The sequence below is a fragment of the Bacteroides sp. 1001136B_160425_E2 genome, assembly GCF_015559655.1.
Taxonomy (GTDB): domain Bacteria; phylum Bacteroidota; class Bacteroidia; order Bacteroidales; family Bacteroidaceae; genus Bacteroides; species Bacteroides luhongzhouii.
In genome coordinates, this window is the sequence record NZ_JADMQH010000008.1 from 207,086 (window position 1) to 228,960 (window position 21,875).

The 21,875-nt window shown below is 39.5% G+C and carries 18 protein-coding genes; 15 read left to right on the plus strand and 3 right to left on the minus strand.

Annotation, left to right across the window (positions count from 1 at the left end; translation table 11 throughout):
- The first annotated feature begins 42 nt into the window (after positions 1-42).
- Positions 43-396, plus strand: a complete 354-nt coding sequence (locus I2I04_RS10210) for a hypothetical protein (protein ID WP_195654952.1) — start codon at positions 43-45, stop codon at positions 394-396.
- 339 nt (positions 397-735) lie between these two features.
- Here I2I04_RS10210 and I2I04_RS10215 read toward each other — a convergent pair whose 3' ends face one another.
- Positions 736-1,824, minus strand: a complete 1,089-nt coding sequence (locus I2I04_RS10215; protein ID WP_008651343.1) for a LacI family DNA-binding transcriptional regulator — start codon at positions 1,822-1,824, stop codon at positions 736-738.
- 74 nt (positions 1,825-1,898) lie between these two features.
- Here I2I04_RS10215 and I2I04_RS10220 point away from each other — a divergent pair, with 74 nt between their 5' ends.
- From I2I04_RS10220 to I2I04_RS10285, 14 genes are all read left to right on the plus strand, one after another.
- Positions 1,899-3,197 carry a Gfo/Idh/MocA family protein gene (locus I2I04_RS10220; protein WP_229126969.1) on the plus strand — a complete coding sequence of 433 codons (1,299 nt, stop codon included), beginning with the start codon at positions 1,899-1,901 and terminating at the stop codon, positions 3,195-3,197.
- Between the two features lie 11 nt (positions 3,198-3,208).
- Positions 3,209-4,681 carry a divalent metal cation transporter gene (locus I2I04_RS10225; protein ID WP_195471242.1) on the plus strand — a complete coding sequence of 491 codons (1,473 nt, stop codon included), beginning with the start codon at positions 3,209-3,211 and terminating at the stop codon, positions 4,679-4,681.
- A 3-nt stretch (positions 4,682-4,684) separates the two neighbouring features.
- The gene (locus tag I2I04_RS10230) at positions 4,685-5,521 is read left to right on the plus strand and encodes a sugar phosphate isomerase/epimerase family protein (RefSeq protein WP_195654953.1); all 837 of its coding nucleotides are present in this window, start codon (positions 4,685-4,687) and stop codon (positions 5,519-5,521) included.
- The gene (locus tag I2I04_RS10235) at positions 5,512-6,456 is read left to right on the plus strand and encodes a sugar phosphate isomerase/epimerase family protein (RefSeq protein ID WP_195654954.1); all 945 of its coding nucleotides are present in this window, start codon (positions 5,512-5,514) and stop codon (positions 6,454-6,456) included. Before I2I04_RS10230 ends, I2I04_RS10235 begins: the two co-directional genes overlap by 10 nt.
- Positions 6,457-6,513: 57 nt before the next feature.
- Entirely contained in the window at positions 6,514-7,665 is a 1,152-nt protein-coding gene (locus I2I04_RS10240) for a 2,4-dienoyl-CoA reductase (RefSeq protein ID WP_195471248.1), read from the plus strand.
- Between the two features lie 39 nt (positions 7,666-7,704).
- The gene (locus I2I04_RS10245) at positions 7,705-8,703 is read left to right on the plus strand and encodes a sugar phosphate isomerase/epimerase family protein (protein ID WP_229126970.1); all 999 of its coding nucleotides are present in this window, start codon (positions 7,705-7,707) and stop codon (positions 8,701-8,703) included.
- Positions 8,704-8,710: 7 nt separating this feature from the next.
- Positions 8,711-9,673: a VOC family protein gene (locus I2I04_RS10250; RefSeq protein ID WP_195654955.1), complete on the plus strand. Its 963-nt coding sequence runs from the start codon at positions 8,711-8,713 to the stop codon at positions 9,671-9,673.
- An 84-nt stretch (positions 9,674-9,757) separates the two neighbouring features.
- Positions 9,758-11,377 (plus strand): DUF1080 domain-containing protein, encoded by a 1,620-nt coding sequence (locus I2I04_RS10255; RefSeq protein ID WP_195654956.1) that lies wholly within the window; start codon positions 9,758-9,760, stop codon positions 11,375-11,377.
- 28 nt (positions 11,378-11,405) lie between these two features.
- A complete protein-coding gene (locus I2I04_RS10260) occupies positions 11,406-11,921 on the plus strand; it encodes an RNA polymerase sigma factor (RefSeq protein ID WP_195471318.1) in 516 nt (171 codons plus the stop codon).
- A 157-nt stretch (positions 11,922-12,078) separates the two neighbouring features.
- Positions 12,079-12,618, plus strand: coding sequence for an RNA polymerase sigma factor (locus I2I04_RS10265; RefSeq protein WP_060451175.1), 540 nt, complete (start codon positions 12,079-12,081; stop codon positions 12,616-12,618).
- Positions 12,619-12,622: 4 nt separating this feature from the next.
- Positions 12,623-12,967, plus strand: coding sequence for a hypothetical protein (locus I2I04_RS10270; protein WP_143260371.1), 345 nt, complete (start codon positions 12,623-12,625; stop codon positions 12,965-12,967).
- Between the two features lie 33 nt (positions 12,968-13,000).
- Positions 13,001-13,564, plus strand: coding sequence for a hypothetical protein (locus tag I2I04_RS10275; protein ID WP_143260372.1), 564 nt, complete (start codon positions 13,001-13,003; stop codon positions 13,562-13,564).
- A gap of 48 nt (positions 13,565-13,612) precedes the next feature.
- Positions 13,613-16,366 (plus strand): TonB-dependent receptor, encoded by a 2,754-nt coding sequence (locus I2I04_RS10280; RefSeq protein WP_195654957.1) that lies wholly within the window; start codon positions 13,613-13,615, stop codon positions 16,364-16,366.
- Between the two features lie 89 nt (positions 16,367-16,455).
- Positions 16,456-18,027, plus strand: coding sequence for a ClC family H(+)/Cl(-) exchange transporter (locus tag I2I04_RS10285; protein ID WP_195654958.1), 1,572 nt, complete (start codon positions 16,456-16,458; stop codon positions 18,025-18,027).
- A gap of 278 nt (positions 18,028-18,305) precedes the next feature.
- Here the strand turns inward: I2I04_RS10285 and nfo are convergent, their stop codons facing one another.
- Both nfo and I2I04_RS10295 read right to left on the minus strand, forming a co-directional pair.
- Positions 18,306-19,139, minus strand: a complete 834-nt coding sequence (gene nfo / locus I2I04_RS10290) for a deoxyribonuclease IV (protein ID WP_195654959.1) — start codon at positions 19,137-19,139, stop codon at positions 18,306-18,308.
- Positions 19,140-19,219: 80 nt separating this feature from the next.
- Positions 19,220-21,841 carry a DUF4962 domain-containing protein gene (locus tag I2I04_RS10295; protein ID WP_195654960.1) on the minus strand — a complete coding sequence of 874 codons (2,622 nt, stop codon included), beginning with the start codon at positions 21,839-21,841 and terminating at the stop codon, positions 19,220-19,222.
- Positions 21,842-21,875 lie beyond the last annotated feature (34 nt).

Consider the following 21,875-nt stretch of genomic DNA (forward strand, 5'->3'; position numbering starts at 1 on the left):
TGAGACTTGGTTTTAAATAAATTATGTATTAAAAAAAGAAAAATGATGAGAAGTATTATTTTGGCGTTATGCCTATTGTTTGCATCTTCTGCATGTGTGGTTACGTTTGCGCAGAAGACAAAAAGTGTTGAAGAAAAGGCGCAGAAAATGGTAGAGAAACTGGATTCTTTGTTGGGGTTAACTCAAGAACAAAAGGATAAAATTCTAGTGATATACTCGAAGCCTAAAGATCAACGTGGTAAGGTGGATGCTCAGCTGAAAGAAATTTTGACGGTAGAGCAGTATAAAAAATATCAGGATAATAAAGCTGTGGAAAAAGCGAAGAAAGGTAAAGGAAAAACTGGAGATAAACAAGAGAAGAAAGGTGGAAATAAGAATAAAGAAAAGACTAAATGATGAGTTTTAAAGATTAAGTTTGAATTTCATAGAAAGGAGCTTTCTTGAACTTTATGTGGATGGAAAGCTCTAGTATTTTAGAGGTTTAGGATAAGGTGTGGGTTGTGTCAACTCGCACCTTATTCATGTTTTCTTGTTTCAAATGATTGCTGTAAGAAGGATTAATAAGACTGGGATTATTCTCACTGTTGTGAGAAAAAAATCTCACCGTTATGAGAACTTTTTCTCATAGCAATGAGAATCTTTTCTCATAACGGTGAGAATGTTTGAGAATTTAGTGATTGTAAATGGTTGTTTTATTGAGGATTGCGGGAGTGTTAAAACCTTGTAATTGTATTATTATCGTTGTGTGTTGAAAAATAAAGTTGCCGCACTGGATTCTTTATATAAATCAGCATTCTCTTTTACAATAATATCCATTGGCATATAGTTGTTGTTTTGCACACTTTTTCCAAAAACCAAATATTGTATAAGTGTTTCTACTGCCATGTAGGCTTGTTGTCCGGCTCTTTGTTCTACGAGAAAATCAAGATAACCTTCGTCTAGCGCTTTTGCATTTTTTTCTGTTAAGTCTATTCCGACGAATTTGACGTCGCGGATTTTATGTCTTTTGAAATAATTAGTGATGACATGTGCTCTGGAGTTGAATATGACCGCTCCTTTTATATTGTGGTTTGTGATAAAATAGTCTTTTAGTAAATCTTCATTTTTCTCGTTGTCCTGTGCAGAGTAATTAACACGACACAGTTTATTCTGTAGCTTATGTTCTGCATAGTAGGCCATAAATCCGGCTTTTCTTAGAATGGTGGTATTGGCGCTTTCATCTCCAACTCGTATGGCTTGAAAAAGAGCGATGTCTGCGTCTTTAGGAGTAATCTGGGTGATTAATTTCGCAATGAGATATCCACATGTGTATGGGTTGGCTGTGTAAAATGCCAACGGACTGGCTCCTTCTACTGTGGAGTCAACAAATATATATGGAATATTCATGTCTGAAAGTTGGTTGGCCAGGTAGATTGTCTCATCTCTAAAAGTGGGGCCGATAATTACGGCGTCCGGTTCGTGCTGAATAACTTGTTCAAAAGAAGTTCTGCATGAAAAAAGGTCGAAATGGTTGTAATAGCAGAATTCGCATTGAATATCTATTGCAGAATAGGTTTCTAAAGCTGCATTAATTCCTTTTTCGGCAAAAGACCAATATTCTCCTGCACTGGATTTAGGAATGGCAATAACAAATTTGTAGCTTTTCCGAAGAGAAATGGCAGAAACATGAATGTTAGGTGTGTAATTCATTTTTTGCAAGGCTTCTTCTATTCTAATTCGCTTATCTTCGGTGACATTACCTCGATTGTGTAAAACACGGTCAACTGTTCCGGCTGAAACTCCTGCTAAATCAGCAATATCTTTAATTCTAATTTTTTTTGCCATATGAATTACCTTCTTCTTTAAAACTTTTTTAATACTGCAAAGATAACTATTATAAGGTAATAGTAAAATATAAAATGGAAAAAATACATAGTTTTTTATTGATATTGTTTGTGATTCAAAAAAAACTAAATATATTTGTGGACGTACACAGTTTGAGTGTGGTATATTTAAAAACAATAAAAAGAGATACGATGGAAAAAAAAACTTTAAAAGCTGGGTTTGTTGGTTCTGGATTTGCAGCACGCTTCCATTACAACGCGTTACAACATGTGTTTAGTGCAAAAGTAGAAATAGCTGGTGTATTCTCTGTGGCTAGAGAAGAAGCAGAGCAGTTTGCCACTCATGGAAATATGGTTATTTTTGATACACTTGAAGAATTGATTGATGCTTCTGATGTTATTCATGTGTGTACTCCACCGGTGACACATGAAGAAATTGTAGTCGCCGCATTAGCCAAGAATAAGAATGTGATTGTGGAAAAACCATTCACGGGTTATTTTGGTGATGGTACAGAAGGTTTTAGTGGAGAAAATTTTTCGCGTGAAGAAGGACTTCAAAAAACAGTAGAAAGTATCAAAAGAATGTTGGATGCTGAAAAAGCTAGTACTGGGCGGATTATGTATGCTGAAAACTGGGTGTATGCTCCTCCCGTACAAAAGGAACGTGAGATAATTGAAAAATCAAAAGCACAGATCTTGTGGATGAATGGGGAACAATCTCATTCGGGTTCACATTCTCTAGCTTATGGTGAATGGAAATTTTCCGGTGGCGGTTCTTTGATAGGAAAAGGTTGTCATCCGTTGACTGCTGTTATCTATTTCAAGCATGTGGAAGGAAGAGCCCGCTTTGGCGAACCTATACGTCCGAAAACAGTTTCTGCCCGCGTGCATTCTATTACCCGTTTACCAAATTTCGATGATCAGGGATATTTGAAAACTCATTATAAAGATGTGGAAGATTTCGCAATTGTCCATATTGTATTTGAGGATGGTACGATTGCCGATGTTATAGCAAATGAATTAAGTTTGGGCGGCACTAATAACTGGATTCGTGTCAATGCAAACAATCATCGTACATTGTGTAATATGAGTCATAACAATACTATGGAAACATACACTCCCGATGAGAAATATTTTGATGACATTTACGTCGTGGAAAAGACCGAGACTAAACAGGGATGGTCACAAATATCTCCAGACGAAGGCTGGTTTTTGGGATATCAACATGAATTAAATGCATTTTATAATGCTGCTGCTAATGGAACACCGATAGAAAGTAATAGCAAGTTGGCTGCGGATACTATGTCTACACTATATGCAAGTTATGTTTCAGCAGAGAAAAATGGTGCTGAAGTAGAAATATCCATTCTTTAATGATATAAACCATGGAAGATAATAAACGTATATACGAATCGATGTCGAGTGATGAAATTTCTGCTGCCTATAATTCTCTGGAAGGGAAGTCTGAATTGGTGAAGAAAGAAGTAGCGGAATTGCGGGGACTAAAGAATGAAGGCTTTTGGAAACGTACTAAATGGTATTTTTCGAAATCGGGTCCAGGATGGATGCAAAGCGCTATGACTCTTGGAGGAGGTAGTGCCATGGCTTCTTTGTTTTCAGGCGCACATGCACAATACCAGTTATTGTGGGTACAACCTGTCGCTATGGGAATTGGGATTATTATGCTATCGGCTTTGGCTCATCAGACTATGTGCAGGGGAGAACGCCCTTTCTATGCAATGAAGAAATATGTGAGTCCGGTTATTGCGTGGGCATGGGCTTTGTGTACAATCGTTGCGACTATGATCTGGCATTTCCCACAATATTCTCTAGTTTCAGGAATGACTCTTGATTTGGTACAGGCGTTCGGAGGGTTCCAGCTGGAAGATGGTTCAGTAGGACAAACAGCTGCGTTGTTGGGAATTGCAGTGGTAGTCTTGTATGTTTCATGTCGTATTGTATGGAATTATAATAAAGGAAATAAAGGAATCAAGATTTTTGAGAATATAATCAAGAGTATTGTTTGGTTTATTATTCTTTCATTTTTGATAGTCGTTGTAGTTTGCAGTTTCAGTGGCAATGGAATAGATTGGTCGGCTGTGGGAAGAGGATTTTTGCCTTTTTCTATGGAAGGTGGATTCCATTTAAATATTCCAGGAGATACACAAGGCATTCAGATTTTTATAGCATCGTTGAGTGCAGCTGTCGGTATCAATATGACATTTTTATTTGGATATTCTTTCTTGAAAAAAGGTTGGACAAAGGAATATTCCGGACTGGCAAAGTTTGATTTGATAACAGGAATGTTGATTCCATATACTATTGCAACTTCTTTGATGATAATAGCTGCAGGGGCTACGATCACTCTGGCACCAGGTGAAACCTCTATTTCACCGATTAAAGCTGCGAGTATGCTGGAAGCAGCCGGTCTTCCGGCGTTAGTATCCCGTTTGATTTTTGGCTTGGGGATTATTGGTATGTCTCTGAATGCTATAATACTTCATATGGTAGTTTGTGGTTTTGCAATTTGCGAGATATTTAAATTACCCGAAACAGGCTGGAAGTACAAATTGGCTACATTAGTTCCCGTACCGGGATTTTTGGGTGCTATACTTTGGAGTAAAATGGGTACATGGATTGCTATTCCTACATCAGCCGTTGCATTGATTTTATTGCCTGTGGCATATATCGGTTTCTTTTTATTGAATAATAGTGAAAAGTACATGCGTTCCGATATGCCTCGTGGTAGTAGGCGGTTTTGGTGGAATACCGGTATGATCGTGGCTATTTCTATAACGTTGATTAGTGTCATTTATTATTTGGTGAAAGTGGCACCTACATATTTTACAAAAATCTAATATATGGTTAAGTTAAGTGGATTTGCAGACGAAGTTTATGTGAACTTTAAGCAGCAATTGGATTTTTTTCACTCAGTGGGACTCCAATATATTGAATTACGCTTTTTGGATGGAATAAATATTTTAGATATTTCTAAGACAAAGTTGATAGAGGTTAGACAGATGTTGTCGGATAGTGGCATTGGCATTAGCGCCATTGCCTCACCGATTGGCAAGTACGGTTTGGATCAGCCTTTCTCTCCTCATTTTGATAAGTTTAAACGTGCTGTCGATGTTGCTTCATTTTTAGATACTGAGTTGATTCGGGTCTTTAGTTATTATGCACCCGAGGGAGAAGATGTAAATCGGTATCGGGATGAAGTGATGGAGCGTATGACAGCAAAGGCTGAATATTTAAAAGGTGGCAGAGTGAATATGGTACATGAAAATGAATCTCATATTTACGGATACAGTGCGCAAAACTGTGTCGATATTGCATCTACTGTTAATTCTGAACATCTGTCTCTTGCGTACGACCCGGCCAATTTTGTATGGGGAAGTGACATTGTGAACAATGTGGAGGTGTGTTGGCCATTGATGAAGTCGTATACTACTCATATACATATTAAAGATTGGAAATTGGGCAGTAAAGACATTGGCAGTCTTCCTGGTGAGGGAGATGGACAGATCGAACAGTTGATACAGGAATTGTCCCTTATGAAATATGAGGGTTTTGTGACTTTAGAACCTCATATGAGTTCTGGAGGACAATTTGGTGGAGAGACAAAGCCGGAACAGCTGAAAGCTGCATTGGAAAATGTAAAAGCGTTTTGTAATAAATATAATATAGTATGCGTATAGAGACAGATGCTAAGATAGAACGGAGGATTGAGAATATTCCAGCTCGAAAAAAAATAGTTCCACGGTTCGATTTACAAAAAGGTTATAAGGTAGATCAACCACAGGTAGAAGTAGGGCTGAATGCATTTTCGTTTAATGATGAGTTGATAGACTATGCAAAAGGGTTAGGTAGCGGATTATCAGTTTTTGATTTAATCGATTTCTGTGCTTTACACAATATTAAAGCATTAGACTTAACGGCTTATTATTTAATCGGTTACCCGGATGTTCCTGCTGATAACTATCTATTTGAAATTAAAAGATATGCTCGCAAACGTAATATTCATTTATCCGGAACTGGTGTTTGGAATGATTTTGCAGATCCGGATCCACAAAGAAGAAAATATTTTGTCCAGTTGATAAAAAACTGGATTGAAGCTTCGTCTAAAATGGGAATTGAAGTTATTCGGGTCTTTTCGGGAGTTCCACCGGAAGGATATACGGAAGAAAAACGTCCGGAAATTGTAAGGCAAATAGTCGAATGTTTGAAAGAATGTGCTGTTCATGCTGGTAAATATGGGATTATGATAGGCTTACAGCACCATGCGGATATGCTAAGGACTGCTGATGAAACCATTGAGATGATAAAAAAGATAGATTCTCCATGGGTAGCTGTGATTCTTGATACAGGTAATTTAATTAGTGAGGATCCTTATGCTGATATGGATAAATTGATGCCCTATGTAATTAGTTGGCAGTTGAAGGAAAGTGTGTTTGGGTGGAACTTATCTGTGAGGACTGATTTGAAAAGAATTATGCAGATTATACGCAAACATAATTATCGTGGTTATTTGCCGGTAGAAACATTGAATACCGGAATTTGTAAGTATGATCCTTATGAACAGGTTCCCCGATTTATTAACGAGGTTAGGCAGGCTATTGCTTCTGCTTTTTGAGAAGAAGTGCTGTGCGTTTGGTTCTCGGATTAGACTTTCTTATAGATAATAACTGAAATGGAAAATTTATTTAAAAAAGGAATAATAGGTAATCGGGTTATTCAAAACAGGTGGGTTGCCCAGCCCATGGAAGGCAATTCCAGTGGGCCGGGAGGATCTGTATCAGAGCTTACAATAGATAAGTATAAAAAGCTGGCAGCAGGTGGATGGGGAGTCATTATAGTAGAAGCTGTATCTGTAACTTCAGGCTCATTGGCGAGAAAAAACGCTTTGGTGATGAATTATAGAAACTTGGATGGATTCAAAAAGCTTGTTGACCATATAAAAGCTATAAATCCGGATGTGACTCTTTTATTTCAAATTACTCATTCCGGCTCTATTAGTAATCCTGTTTTTTCGGAGCAGGTATCTGTTTCTCCGCTTTCGGAAGGGAGATTACTTAGCTCTGATGAAATAGAGCAGATTAAAGATGATTTTATAACTTGTTCGTTGCTAGCGGAAGAAGCCGGTGCAGATGGGATTGATTATAAATGTTGTCATGGTTATTTGGGTGCAGAAATGTTGCGTCCGGCAAATGTTCGTACAGATAAATGGGGAGGATCTTGGGAAAATCGCACGCGTTTCCTTCGCGAAGGTATCGAAGAGATTATAGCCAGGCGTAAAACTTCTAATTTTATATTAGGTAGTCGCATCTCGGTATATGAGGGGCTGAAAGGATGTTGTGGAACCTCTGCTCCGAATGAGTTGATTGAAGATTTAACAGAATCACTTCAACTTGTTCGTTTGATGGATTCATTACATATGGATTATGTGAATGTATCCGCAGGAATTCCTGCAAAAACTCCGAATCTAACTCGTCCAGTTCAGAAGGCTGAATTAATGTATTTGAATCATTTGCGTTATACTAAAGAAATAAAGAACGTGTTGAAGGATTCTTCAATGAAAGTAATAGGTTCTGCCTATTCTATCTTGCGCGAACGTGCTTTTTCTGTAGCAGATGAAATGTTGGAGAAGCGTTACACTGATTTCATCGGTTGGGGAAGACAAACGCTGGCTGATCCTTTGACACCTCGTAAACTACAGAATGGAGAAAAGGTAAATTTCTGCATGGCCTGCTCAGGATGTTCAAAAATGATGCTGAAACAGATAAATGTAGGATGTATTATATTTAATGAATACTATAAAAAATATTGGAAAGAAAATCTTTAGTAATACCAGTGGAAATACTATATAAATAATTGTAATGCCATGATAAAAAATAGATTATTGCTGATTGCTGCTCTACTTCTACTGTCAATAGGCTGCATTTTTGCACAAGGTAGACGTCAATCTAGTAAAACTGTCAATACAAACAAGCCAACAGGTGCGCCTATCGAACATTTTAAGAAATTTGATACATCTGCTTCTTATGTAAAAGTTGCTTTGAATGCATATTCATTTACTAAGAATTTGAATGATTATATTAAAGGGCGTTCGAATGATCCTATGACGCTTTTTGATTTAATTGATTTTTGTGCAGCTAATAAGATTGATGCTTTGGATGCTACAGGATATTTCTTTGTCGGTTATCCTGATGTACCGACTGATAAATATATTTATGAAGTAAAGAAATATGCTTTTCGTAAAGGAGTTGATATTTCGGGTACGGGAATAATGAATAACTTTGCTAATCCTGATGCGGTGGCTCGTGCTAAAGATGTGCAGCGTGTAAAAGATTGGATCGATGTTGCAGCAAAACTTGGCGCTCCTGTCCTTCGGGTATTTTCAGGACCTGTTCCTAAGGGGTATGAAGATAGATGGGATGAAGTTGCTTCATGGATGATTCCTTGTTTCAAAGAAGTGGCAAAGTATGGAGAGAGCAAAGGGGTGATGGTAGGCGTACAAAATCATGGAGACATGATGGCTACCGGAGAACAAACGGTAAAAGTATTGAAAGCAGTAAATCACCCTTGGTTCGGCTTGATACTTGATACTGGCTATTTTCATACAGAAGATCCATATCGGGATATGGAGATGTGTCTGGACTATGCTATTAATTGGCAGATAAAGGAGAGCGCTTTGGGGAAAGAGAGTATGCAGCCTCTTGATTTGAAAAAAGTCATGAAGATGGTTCGTAAAGTGGGGTATCGTGGTTATCTACCTGTTGAAACGTTGTCTGTGCCGGGACGTCCATACGAACCGTTTAAGCTGGTTCCGGAATTTATAGAAAAAGTTCGTAAAGCTATTGAAGAAGAATTTGCAAATTGATAATATTATGAAGAAAAGTAGATTAATTGTATTATTATGTGCTCTGCTGGGCATATGTGGAACGATAAATGTTGAAGGACAGACCCCACAACGCCCACCTATTACTGGAGTAGCCCATGCCGCTTTTTTTACGAAAGATTTGGAACATACCCGCAGTTATTTAAAAGATTTCTTGGGATATGATGAAACTATAACTCTAAAAAATGCGGAAGGGAAAGTGTCATTATCTGTTTTTAAGATTAATGAAAGACAACTTATAGAGATTTTTCCGGAGCGTAAGGAGAGATCTAACCGTATGTATCATTTTGCTGTCGAAACGACTGATGCAGAAGCAATGAGGATTTATTTGAAATCGAAAGGTTATAAAGTCCCCGATCATACTCCGAGAGGTAGAACAGGTAATTTGAATTATTTTGTAACAGATCCGAATGGCACAATATGTGAAATCGTCCAGTATGGCACAGAAGGGATGATGGAAGCTAAAAAGGGCAAAGATTTATCAGAAAATCGGATTTCAACCCGTATGAGCCATGTTGGTTTTATGGTGGCTGACGTAGACAAAGCTGTCGAATTTTATTGTGGTGTATTAGGCTTTAGAGAAGTATGGCGAGGAGGCAGCGATCCGGAGAAGGTCAAATGGGTGCATCTTCAAGTACCGGAAGGGAATGAGACGATTGAACTGATGCTTTATGATAAAGAACCTACTTGGGAACGTATGGGCTCTATGAACCATATCTGTTTGGAGGTGAAAGATATTTATACTGCTGAGTCCACATTAGCAGGTAGAGTGCAGCCGAAAGGAGTACGTGCGGCAACCCCGCCTAAAACTGGTTTTAACAAAAAACGGCAGATCAATTATTACTTGATTGATGATACACGAATTGAAATAATGGAAGAACAGCCTTTTGATGGAGTTCCTGCTCCATCTTCCAAAGGTAAACTGATGAAATATATTCCTGCCGATAAATAAAGAAGTTATCAAAGAATAATATATCTTTGATGACGTTCAAATGAGAAAGAATCGTTTCTAATCTATATATTATAAAAATAAGTTATGAAAAAAGTTTTGTTATTTATATTCCTTGCTGCTGCAATGTTTTCCACATTAAAGGCAGAAGAGGGGAAATGGATTAATCTGTTTGATGGAAAAACATTAAATGGATGGAGAGTATTAGGAGGTAAGGCTACATTTAGAGTAGAAAAAGGGATGATTGTTGGAACCACTTCGACTGGTGGTGAGAATTATAATACATTTCTTTGTACAGAAAAGGAATATGGTAATTTCAATTTAGAGTTTGAATTCCTGGTAGATGAGGGGCTGAATAGTGGGGTGCAGTTCAGGGGAGTATTTTCTGATGGTTTGGTACGTGGGTATCAATTTGAAATAGATCCGGATAGGACTACCAAGTATTCGGCACAACCTTGTAATCAGGATGCAAAGGGGCAGATAATACCTTCGGGCAAAGAACCAAGAAGTTGGACAGGAGGAATTTATGACGAAAAGCGCAGAGGATGGTTGAACAATTTGACAGAGAATCCTGAAGCACGTGCTGCTTTCAAACCGAACAGCTGGAATAAAGGTCGGATCGAAGCTCATAAAGATGGAATACGGACTTATATTAATGGAGTACTCGCATCTTCAATGGTCGATTATATGACACCAAATGGCTTTATTGGTTTGCAAGTACATTGGTTGAAAGAGTATAAAAAGATGGAAGTACGTTTCAGAAATATACGTATTCAGGATTTAGGATTGAACCCTGTGGGGACAGGGGAAACTGTAGATCGGTTTATTGGTGAATGGAAGGATGATCGGACAAATTATTTGGCACAGTCTTATATAGACAAGGCTACAAAAGAATATAAATTGAATATTTCCAAGATTCCTTATGCAAATGCTGAACCTTTCGTTGTGTTAACAGGAACCGTTAGTGGAAATCATATAACTTACTCTAATGAACAAGGATATAATGCTACTGTGGAGAAAGGAATTCTGAAAGTAAAAGGTGAGGGATTAGATTTTTCCGGAAGACTGGTTATTCGCAAATCTCCTACTCTGAATATGCCTGCTCCAAAAGATGCAGAGATTTTATTTGATGGCAATGATCTGAAAGCATGGGGAGGATTAGTTAAGAAAGAGTGGCTGAAGTGGAGTTTTGATGCAGATAAGTCGGTTGAGCTAACTCCTGCCGGTAATATTCGTATGATTCCCGGTCGACAGTCTATTATTACGAAGAAAGATTATGGAGATATTAAACACTTACATTTAGAATTCCGGTTATTGGGAGAGGTGACGAATGGTGGTGTGTATATGCAAAGTCGTTATGAGTTTAATATTAAAGATTCATGGGGGCAGGGTAAAGGAGCACCATGTGGCACCTTTGGTAATTTAGTAAATTCAAAAGAGCCTGAATTTAATTATGCACTACCTCCAATGGTATGGCAAACGATGGATATTCAATATAAAGCAGCACGTTTTAATGAGCAAGGTGAGAAGATAGCTAATGCACGAGTATCAATGAGTATGAATGGTATGCCTATTTATGAAGATTATGAGCTCGATCTTATCAAGGGAGCAGCTGGGGGACGTACCCCTCTGGGACCATTAGGCCCTATTTATCTCCAAGAGCATGGGACTGCTTATGAATTTAGAAATATCTGGGTCGTTGAGTAAAATAATGACTGATGCTGTATATCCGGCAATGAAGAAAATGGATTTTGCTCAAAACATTGTAAAAATGGAACGCGATCTTTATCACTTTGCATACAAGTTAACCTCTGACTATGATTCTGCCAATGATTTAGTGCAAGATTGTATATTGCAAGCACTAAATAATGCAGAGAAGTTTATGTATGCTGATAATTTGAAAGGCTGGATGTATACTATCATGCGTAATATTTTTATAAGCAACTATCGGCGTATGATGCGTGAGATGAATATTATTGATAAAACTTATACTGTTTTCCAACAAAGTTTAATAGAAGACGAAGACAGTGATCGTTTTGAATTATCTTATGACGTCAAACAACTATATCGTGTGATATATTCCGTGCCTGATGAATTGAGAGTACCATTTCAGATGTATGTAGCCGGATTTAAATATAGAGAAATTGCTGAAAAATTGAATTTACCTATAGGAACAGTGAAACATCGTTTGTTCTTTATCCGTAAGCGTTTAAAAGATGAGCTAAAGAATACTTTAGATGTTGGAAGGTAGGTATAATACTAAAATAGAGAGAGAAATGGAAAAGTCGGAATGGGTAATATCCTGTTTCGACTTTTTTGTATCCGTTAATAAATACAAAATACAATGTTTCATATTTAACTTCAACAGTCTTCCCCGTTCTAACTAATAAAGCTTAGAAAAAGAATTGATGATAAACGAGAATAAAATTCGTGAAGCTTGTGCCTCGAATCGCGAACGGGGATTCAAGATGTTGATGGACTCTTTTCAGGTGCCGATATATAATTATATCCGTAGATTGGTTGTATCTCATGAAGATGCGGAAGATGTGCTTCAGGAAGTCTTTATCCGGATATTCCGGCATATTGATCAGTTTCGCGAAGAAAGTTCACTGTCAACCTGGATTTACCGGATTGCAACGAATGAGAGTTTACGCTTGCTCAACGGACGTAAAGATGAAGGAGTTGTTTCCGCAGAAGATGTTCAGGAAGAGTTGATGGGCAAGTTGAAGGCTTCCGATTACATTGATTATGAAAATGAGCTGGCAGTAAAGTTTCAGGAAGCCATTTTAAGTCTGCCGGAAAAGCAGCGGCTTGTATTCAATTTACGTTATTACGATGAACTTGAATATGAAGAGATTGCCCGTGTACTGGACAGTAAAGTGGATACACTAAAAGTGAATTACCACTATGCGAAAGAGAAGATAAAGGAATATATATTAAACAGATAGAATAATGAAAAAGGATTTTGATTTTGATGATATTGGTAAACAGACACCTTACCGTACCCCCGATGGATTCTTCGAGGACGTGCAACGAAAGGTGATGGAACGTGCCGGAGTGAAGCAACAGAGGAAATCTCATATGAAGCTGATTATTTCTACGGTGATTACCATAGCGGCAGTATTGGTCGGATTTCTGTTTGTTCCGTCTTTGCGACAGGCGGATGAGGAGAAAACGTCTTCTTCGAATGTGTTAGCCAACGGTATGGAACCGGTAGATAAATGGATTAAAGAACTATCAGATGAGGAGTTGGAAGAGCTCGTCAGCTTCTCTGAAAATGATATATTTTTGAATTAAGTAACTCAATTAATTATTTTAAACGTGAAGATTATGAAGACTAAATTTATTTATGTAATTTTGGCCGTTCTCCTGATGGGAAGCCAGATGACTTTGTCTGCACAGAATACAGATAATAAACAAAAAAAACAGCGTCCTACACCAGAACAAATGGTGCAGATGCAGACTAAACAAATAGTAAATACGTTGATGTTGGATGATGCAACGGCAGCTAAGTTTACTCCGGTATACGAGAAGTATCTGAAAGAATTGCGTGAATGTCGTATGATGACTCATAAGGCGAGAACAGAGAAAACTAAAGCACAAGGCACAGACGCTAATGCTAAGAAAGAACGTCCGTCTATGACTGACGATGAGATTGCTACCATGTTGCGGAACCAGTTTACTCAAAGCCGTAAAATGCTGGATATTCGTGAAAAGTATTACAATGAATTCAGCAAGATACTTTCGCAGAAGCAGATTTTGAAAATTTATCAGCAGGAAAAGATGAATGCTAATAAATTCAGAAAGGAATTTGATCGCAGAAAAGGTCAGAAACCGGGACAGGGACACCACCAGGGACAAAGAAATCGTGCTCCTCGTCAAGACCAGAAATAAAGATTAGGTTTATTTTATTATAGTTTTATTTTACTAAATCAACACAATTTGAACATAGACAGCCATATTTATTCTTTTCAGTACCGTTTGATTATTTGTTATGTCTTGCTACTGATTAGTTTGACTGTTTTTGCTCAGTCCGGCAAAGAGAGCTTTTCCGGTCGTGTGATTGATACTGAAACCAATCAGCCGGTACCGTTTGCTACGGTCCGGCTTTTGGCTTTACCGGATAGTACATTGTTGGGCGGCGGCGCTACGGATGCTATCGGTAAATTTCAACTTTCCGTTTCCGTTCCTACTGCGACTAAGGCGAAGTCTTTATTATTGCAAGTTTCATATATCGGATATAAGCCTGTTTTTCATCCCATTTCCATTTCCCGCAAAAGCACCTCCTATGAATTGGGAAATATCAATCTGACTCCGGAAAGCTATGCTTTGGATGAGGCCGTGGTAGTAGGTCAAGCCCCGATGGCAGTGACGGAAGGAGATACAACAGTATTCAATGCTTCCGCCTATCGTACTCCCGAAGGTTCGATGCTTGAAGAGTTGGTGAAACAGCTTCCGGGAGGCGAAATAGATGCGGATGGTAAGTTATTGATACATGGTAAGGAGGTGAAGAAGATTTTAGTAGACGGTAAAGAGTTTTTCTCTGATGATCCGAAAGCCGCCCTTAAAAATCTTCCTGTGGAAATGGTGGAGAAGTTGAAAGCCTATGAACGCCAGTCAGATTTGGCGCGTCTCACCGGGATAGATGACGGAGAGGAAGAGATGATCCTGGATCTGTCCGTGAAAAAGAACATGAAACGGGGCTGGATGGAGAATTTTATGGGAGGATACGGGAGTAAAGACCGTTATGAATTAGCCAATACCTTGAATCGCTTTCGTGAGAACTCTCAATTAACGATTATCGGAAATCTGAATAATACCAATAATCAGGGATTTTCGGAATTACAGAATGAATCTTCAAATTCTACAGGTAATATCCGTAGTCGGATGGGGTTGACTACTTCCCGTTCATTGGGACTAAATGCGACTCATGACTGGAAGCGGGTTAAGTTACGTTCCAATGTTCAATACGTGGGTACAGACCGTTTGGAAGACAGCCGTACAACGGTCGACAATTTTCTTCGTAAGGATCAGTCAATCAATCTGGGCACGAACAATAGCCGGATGCAGAATCATGAGTTGGTGGCCAATGCCTTTCTTGAATGGAAAATGGATTCTGTTACTACATTGATTTTCCGTCCTCAATATCGTTTCTCTGCCAATGACAGAGAGAATAGTGGCTTTCAGGAAGGGTGGGGGAATGATGTCTTGTTGAATGAGAGAGAGTCCTCCGGCACCAATCATAATTCCCGGTATAATTTGACGATGATGTTGCAACTTAGCCGGAAATTGAGTCGTTTGGGGAGAAATGTCGCTTTGAAAGTAGACTATGGTACTAATGCTTCAGCTACAGACCGGAAGAGCCTTTCCACCACCCGGTACTTCAAAAATAATACGAAGAAGATTCAGAATCAGAAAATAGAGGATGATGTTGACGGGTATAATTACCGGGTGCAACTGGTGTATGTAGAACCATTGCCATGGCGGCATTTCCTGCAACTCCGTTACAGCTATCAGTATAAAGTGAACAATTCGGATCGTTTTGTCTATGACTGGGATAAGGAACTGGAAGAGTTTGCTCCCGACTTTGATGAAGACTCCAGTAACCGTTTTGAAAATCAATACAGTAATCACTTGGTGAACCTTGCCATACGTACTTCACAGAAAAAGTATAATTATAATATTGGAGTTGATTTTGAACCACAAAAGTCTGTCAGCCATTCTTTGTTGAGCGACGCTCCCGAAGATCAGTTGGAAAGATCGGTCATGAATTTCTCACCCACAGTCAATTTCCGCTACAAGTTTTCAAAACGTACCCGTTTGCAAATTGTGTATAGAGGAAAAGGAAAACAGCCAAGTGTACGTGACCTCCAACCTGTGACCGACCGTACCAATCCTTTAAATATCCGTGTCGGTAACCCTTCGTTGAAGCCTTCATATACGAATACGTTTACATTGAATTTTAATTCCTACAATACCAAACATCAGCGAAATATGGTAGCTACCGCTTTGTTCGAGAATACCATTAATAATGTAACCAATCAGGTGACTTATGACAGCGAAACCGGTGTGCGAACGACGTCTCCGGTCAATATGAATGGTAATTGGCGCGCCATGGGGTCTTTTTCTCTCAATACCCCTTTTAAGAATCGTAGCTGGATATTTCGCACTTACTCCTATCTGCAATACCGGAATCAGAATGGCTATACAACTTTGAATAAAGAAGAACCGGTGAAAACCTCCGTACAGCATTTAACGGGACGTGAGCGTCTACGGCTTACTTATCGTACCCGTCAAATGGAACTTACGGGGCTTGTCGGCCTGATTTATAACAATTCTTATAATGATGTGCGGGAGAAACGTACTGAAACTTTTGATTATCAGGCAGGAACCCAACTGCAACTTTATCTGCCTTGGGGGATGGAACTATATAATGACCTGACTTATTCTCTCCGCACCGGTTATGGTTATGAAGGTTATGCCAAAGAGAATTTCATGTGGAACTGCCAACTATCAAAAGCCTTTCTAAAAAAGAAACAGTTATTAATCCGTTTCAAGATCTATGATATTCTCCATCAGGACATCTCTTTGATACGCACGATTACCGCCACTGCTATTCGTGATACTGATTATAATGCATTGGGTTCTTACTTTATGGTACACGCCATACTTCGTCTGAATATGATGGGAAGGTAATTAGAAATTAAATCTTCATTAGTTTGAAAACCACAGCTAGGTTTTGATTGTTGTATGTCCTACGTATAAAACAATGTAAGGCTAGCTGGATGTTTCGACTGATAAAAAAGATAAAGGATAAGGGCCGCTGGCGAATCTTTAAACTGAAGTTAATTGATGCGCGGCTTTACTTTGTCAGTATCTTCGTAGGATTACTGACGGGACTTGTTGCCGTGCCTTATCATTACCTATTACAGTTTTTCTTTAATCTCCGCCATGATTTCTTTGATTCCCGTCCCCAATGGTATTGGTATATTCCTCTTTTCCTGTTGATGTGGGGAATACTTGTATTCGTCTCCTGGTTGGTGAAGAAAATGCCGCTTATTACCGGTGGGGGGATTCCGCAAACACGTGGAGTTATTAATGGGAGGGTTGATTATAAGCATCCTTTTCTGGAATTGGTAGCGAAGTTTGTGGGTGGGATACTTGCATTAAGTACCGGATTGTCTTTGGGGCGTGAAGGACCGTCCGTGCAGATCGGTTCGTATGTGGGATATTTGGTATCCAAATGGGGGAGGGTGCTTAGCGGAGAACGGAAACAATTATTGTCTGCCGGTGCCGGTGCCGGATTGGCGGCTGCTTTTGCTGCCCCATTAGCTTCCTCGTTGTTGGTTATTGAATCTATTGAGCGGTTTGACGCGCCTAAAACGGCTATTACTACGCTTTTGGCAGGAGTAGTGGCAGGTGGGGTTGCCAGTTGGATTTTCCCCATCAATCCCTATTTTCATATAGATGCTATTGTGCCGGGAATGACTTTTTGGGGGCAGGTGAAACTGTTTCTTTTGTTGGCTGCTGTGGTTTCTGTTTTTGGAAAATTCTTTTCTATCACTACTCTTCAGGTGAAGCGCATTTACCCTGCTATTAAGCATCCGGAATACGTGAAGATGCTCTATTTGCTTTTTATCGCTTTTCTGATTTCTATGGCTGAGTTTAATCTGACGGGAGGAGGGGAACAGTTCTTGCTCTCACAGGCCATGCATCCGGATACACATATTCTTTGGATTGTCGGCATGATGTTGCTGCATTTCGTTTTTAGCACCTTTTCTTTTTCCTCTGGTTTACCGGGAGGAAGTTTTATTCCCACGCTGGTGACAGGAGGACTTCTGGGACAAATAGTGGGATTGATTATGGTTCAACAGGGTGTCATTGCTTATGAGAATATCAGTTACATCATGTTGATTTGTATGTCGGCATTCCTTGTTGCGGTAATTCGTACGCCTTTGACGGCTATTGTCTTAATAACCGAGATTACGGGACATTTGGAAGTCTTTTATCCTTCCATTGTTGTAGGAGGATTAACCTATTACTTTACGGAAATGCTTCAGATAAAACCGTTCAATGTAATTTTATATGATGATATGATTCATTCACCTGCCTTTAAGGAAGAGCCCCGTTATACATTGTCTGTAGAAGTAATGAGCGGGTCTTATTTAGATGGCAAGATTGTGGATGAACTTCGTTTACCGGAACGTTGCATAATTATAAATGTGCATCGTGACCGTAAGAATTGGCCTCCCAAAGGACAGAAATTAATGCCTGGCGATCAAGTTCAAATAGAGATGGACTCACAGGATATAGAGAAATTGTATGAACCTTTAGTTAGTATGGCGAATATTTATTAAGCGTGTTGGCAGAATAAATTCATTTCGATGCGAGAATGAGGTAAACTCATACAATTATAGTTCAAAAAACTTCCGTAAACATTCTCAAGTATACTTATCCCTATGAGAAAAAATACTCATAGCGATGAGAAGAAATTCTCATTGTAATGAGAAAAAGTTCTCATTACAGTGAGAATATACCCTTGTCAGAATAGGCTGAAACAGTTCATTACCGTGCAATAATGAATTAATTCCGTTAATGGGTCGAACTTCTAATTAATTTGTTGGCAATACCATGATTATTCCATGCTTCTTAGCCATGCAATTTCTTCTGTCCATTTACTTTCGTCCGGTGTTTCAAGTATCAATGGCATATTATCGAATCTGGAATCTTGCATCAATCTTTCAAAAAAGGTTTTTCCAATCAGTCCTTCACCAATACTATCGTGACGGTCTACATGGGTGCCCAGTGCTTTTTTTGAATCATTCAAGTGCATACCTCGAAGGTAATTGAATCCCACTTCCTTGTCAAACTCATCAAATACCTTATCGTATTCATTGACAATATCATAACCGGCGGTATAAGTATGGCAGGTATCGAGGCAAACACCCACCCGGCTCTTGTCGTTTACCCGGTCGATGATATATTTCAGTTGCCAGAATTCGCTACCTAGATTACTTCCTTGTCCGGCAGTGTTCTCAATAACGGCTGTTACGCCTTTTGTTTTTTCTAAAGCGATATTAATGCTTTCTGCGATGAGCGATAAGCAATCTTCTACTGATATTTTGTTGAGAGAGCTGCCCGGATGGAAATTTAAAAGTTTCAATCCAAGCTGTTCGCAACGTTGCATTTCATCCAGAAAAGCGGCACGGCTTTTTTGAAGTCCCTCTTTCTCCGGGTGTCCCAGGTTGATAAGATAACTGTCATGTGGCAGGATATATTCCGGTTGAAAACCGTATTTTCCGCAATTCTCTTTGAAGAGGCTGATACTTTCTTCTGTTAAAGGTTTGCTTACCCATTGGCGTTGATTCTTGGTGAATAACGCAAAAGCATTTGCTCCTATTTCATGCGCATTAACGGGGGCGGACTCTACGCCACCGGACGCGCTTACGTGTGCTCCGATATATTTCATTGTTACTTCTTTATTTGTTTTACTCTGCAAATATAACGTTTTTATAGGACTATATGTTTCTTCATCTAAAGCGGAGGAGATTAAATCTCAAAATCCGGTAAATAGTCTGTCAGGACTTTATTAACCTGTTTGCCTTTTACCTGATCTGTGACTATCGTTGCACCTTCCTTTTTACCGACATCATAGTTTAAAGAAACCTTTTCTGCTTTGTTGCTGACATAGATAGCAGCTTTCCCTTTTTCAGTCAGGTTACAAGTTATAATCCAGTCGCCTACCTGAATGGTATTACCTTTGCGAACTACCTGCATATCCGGACGGTTCTTTCCATGTGTATCCATTACTGTCAGGAAACGGGCCGTTTTACACGGAACTGTTGTAGACGAGAAATGCCAGTGATTAGGATATTTCAACGCTTTCCCTTGTGCGTTCGTCACATTTTTCCAGTTGGTTGGCGCACAGAAGAAAGTATCTACCATCGCTTGTTCCGTTTTTGCCGAACTGAAAAGATGGGCAACAGAGATACCACCGGCCTTATTCTTACCAATGATTTTCACTTCATCGGTTAGTTCCTGTATTTCCATTGGCAGTTCTACGGTATGTAAAAGATAACTCCAGGTTACGGCTTCTTTTCCTTCCAGTTCATCATAAATCACGAAAACTCCGGTAGTTCCCAATTGGATGATATGACGACGGAACATATCCAGCTTGTTCTCATCCCATCCTTTTTCGGGCGTATATTGCGTACCGGATAATTCGCCACGTTTCAACCATAGGGGAGAAGTCACTTTACCATAAGCATTGGAAGCGTCTCCTACCATGTAAGCGATTTTTTCTCCTTCATACCAACGTGGAATCCAGCCGTATCCTTCCGTCCCGATCTTCTGCGTCATTCCATTCACCAGAATACTATTGTGTGCACGGGTATTACGGTAAGAATACATACAATGATCGTCTGTAAAACCAGTGCGATGTCCGCTACTGTAAAAAATGGCTTTACCTCCGTAGAATGTATTGAAGGCATTTTGATTGGCTAGTGCATGGGAAGTGGAACCGTAGGAACTGGAACGGAACGACAGCATTGCATTCTTGTCTATATCTCCTAAAGAAGTATTCATCGTACCGATTCCCGTTTCATTAAATACTTTTGCCATCGGTAATTCTGCAAGAGTAGTACCTTCTTTGGGGAGCGCTTTCTTTGTTGTACAGCGATACCAGGTCAAGTCTCCGGATTTTCCGAGGAAAGTCTTCTCCATAATATCCGGTTCTTTTTGCAAGATAGTGCGTACATAAGCGGCAGCCCATGGATTATTACATTCACGTGCCAAGGCATCTGCATACCCTACTCGTGTACCGTTTGGCTTCATCTTACTTTCATGTGAGTTTCCTTGTCCGGCGGATTTCGAGAATGGTGGCTGTTGATAGATGACGTAAAACGCATTGTTGTTATACCAAGGATCAGCAAAGAAATCGAATCCGCTGATACGGGAATAAAAAGCGGGAACTTCAATCAATGTGCGGAGATTGACTTGGAAATAAGAATCGCCATTGTGCCATCCTCCATCAGTGTTGAGACCCGGCAACCGAGATACCCACTCATTGTAGCAATAATCTACCCAGGTGGAAGCCATCGGTAGTTCACCATACGTAGCAAACGCAGCCATATTCAGGATGCGGAAAGTCATTTGCCAGACGTGGTTATCAGCAATACGGTTTTCTAAGTGATTGACATATTCATGATAGAATTTCTTTCCATTTTCTCGAATGGTTCTTAGGAGCAGTTTCTTTTCATTCGGAGCCAGCAGGTTATACCAAGCGTCATACGCTGAAGTGCTCATAGACAGAATGGTGGAACGGTTGAAATCTCCTGCGAAGTACTTACTGTTTTTCCATGAAAGAATTTCGGAAAGACGCTTTATACCTTCTTTGTAGTATACCTCGTCTTTCGTTAGCAAGTAGGCACGTACCATGGCTTCGATATTCGCTTCTTCACGGTCTACAATCTTACGACTTTCCCGAATCAGAGCGGAACGATATTGAACGATATTTGTCAGTTTGACAACCTGGGTCGTATCAATTTCTTCTTCCAAATGTTTCAGTGGGTGATTCAGACATTTATCGGCTTTCCGGATATAAGCTTGTGCTTCCGGATTATTTTTGTTCCGTTCGATGATATTGTCCCAATCTTCGGCATCAAGCAAGATACGGGGATGCGTTTTGGGCAATTTGGCTAGCACCTCTTGTAGAGAAGGCGGGTTGAACATACGTACATGTTCGTCTATATAAAAATGAGAAACGGGCGACCATTCTTCTTTTCCGTCTTTGTCAACGTAGGCATATTGCCAATACCATTTTCCTTTTTCAAACAGTTTGAATGGGTTGAAAAAGGCCCATTTTCTTTCGGCGGTTATCACTTCCGATTTGAATTTCGGGTCGCGTGCGATCCGAATGCGGTAAGTCACTTCCGGTTTGTAGTCTTCTTCTTCCACTCCGTCCAATACGGGACCCAGGTGTGGGAATTTGTCCGGCCACATGAAACGTGGAGGATTGACAGTGATATGTTGCCCGTCCAGTGGTGAAGGTGTTTCGCGGACCTCATGCATCAATGTCTGTTGAGTCAGACGCATGATTCCTTTTTGCGCATACCCGTTGGCGGATAGCAGAATGGTGAACAAGAAAAAAATAGATATTCGTTGTTTCATCATATAACTTAGCATTTTTTTATTCATCGTTTGTTGT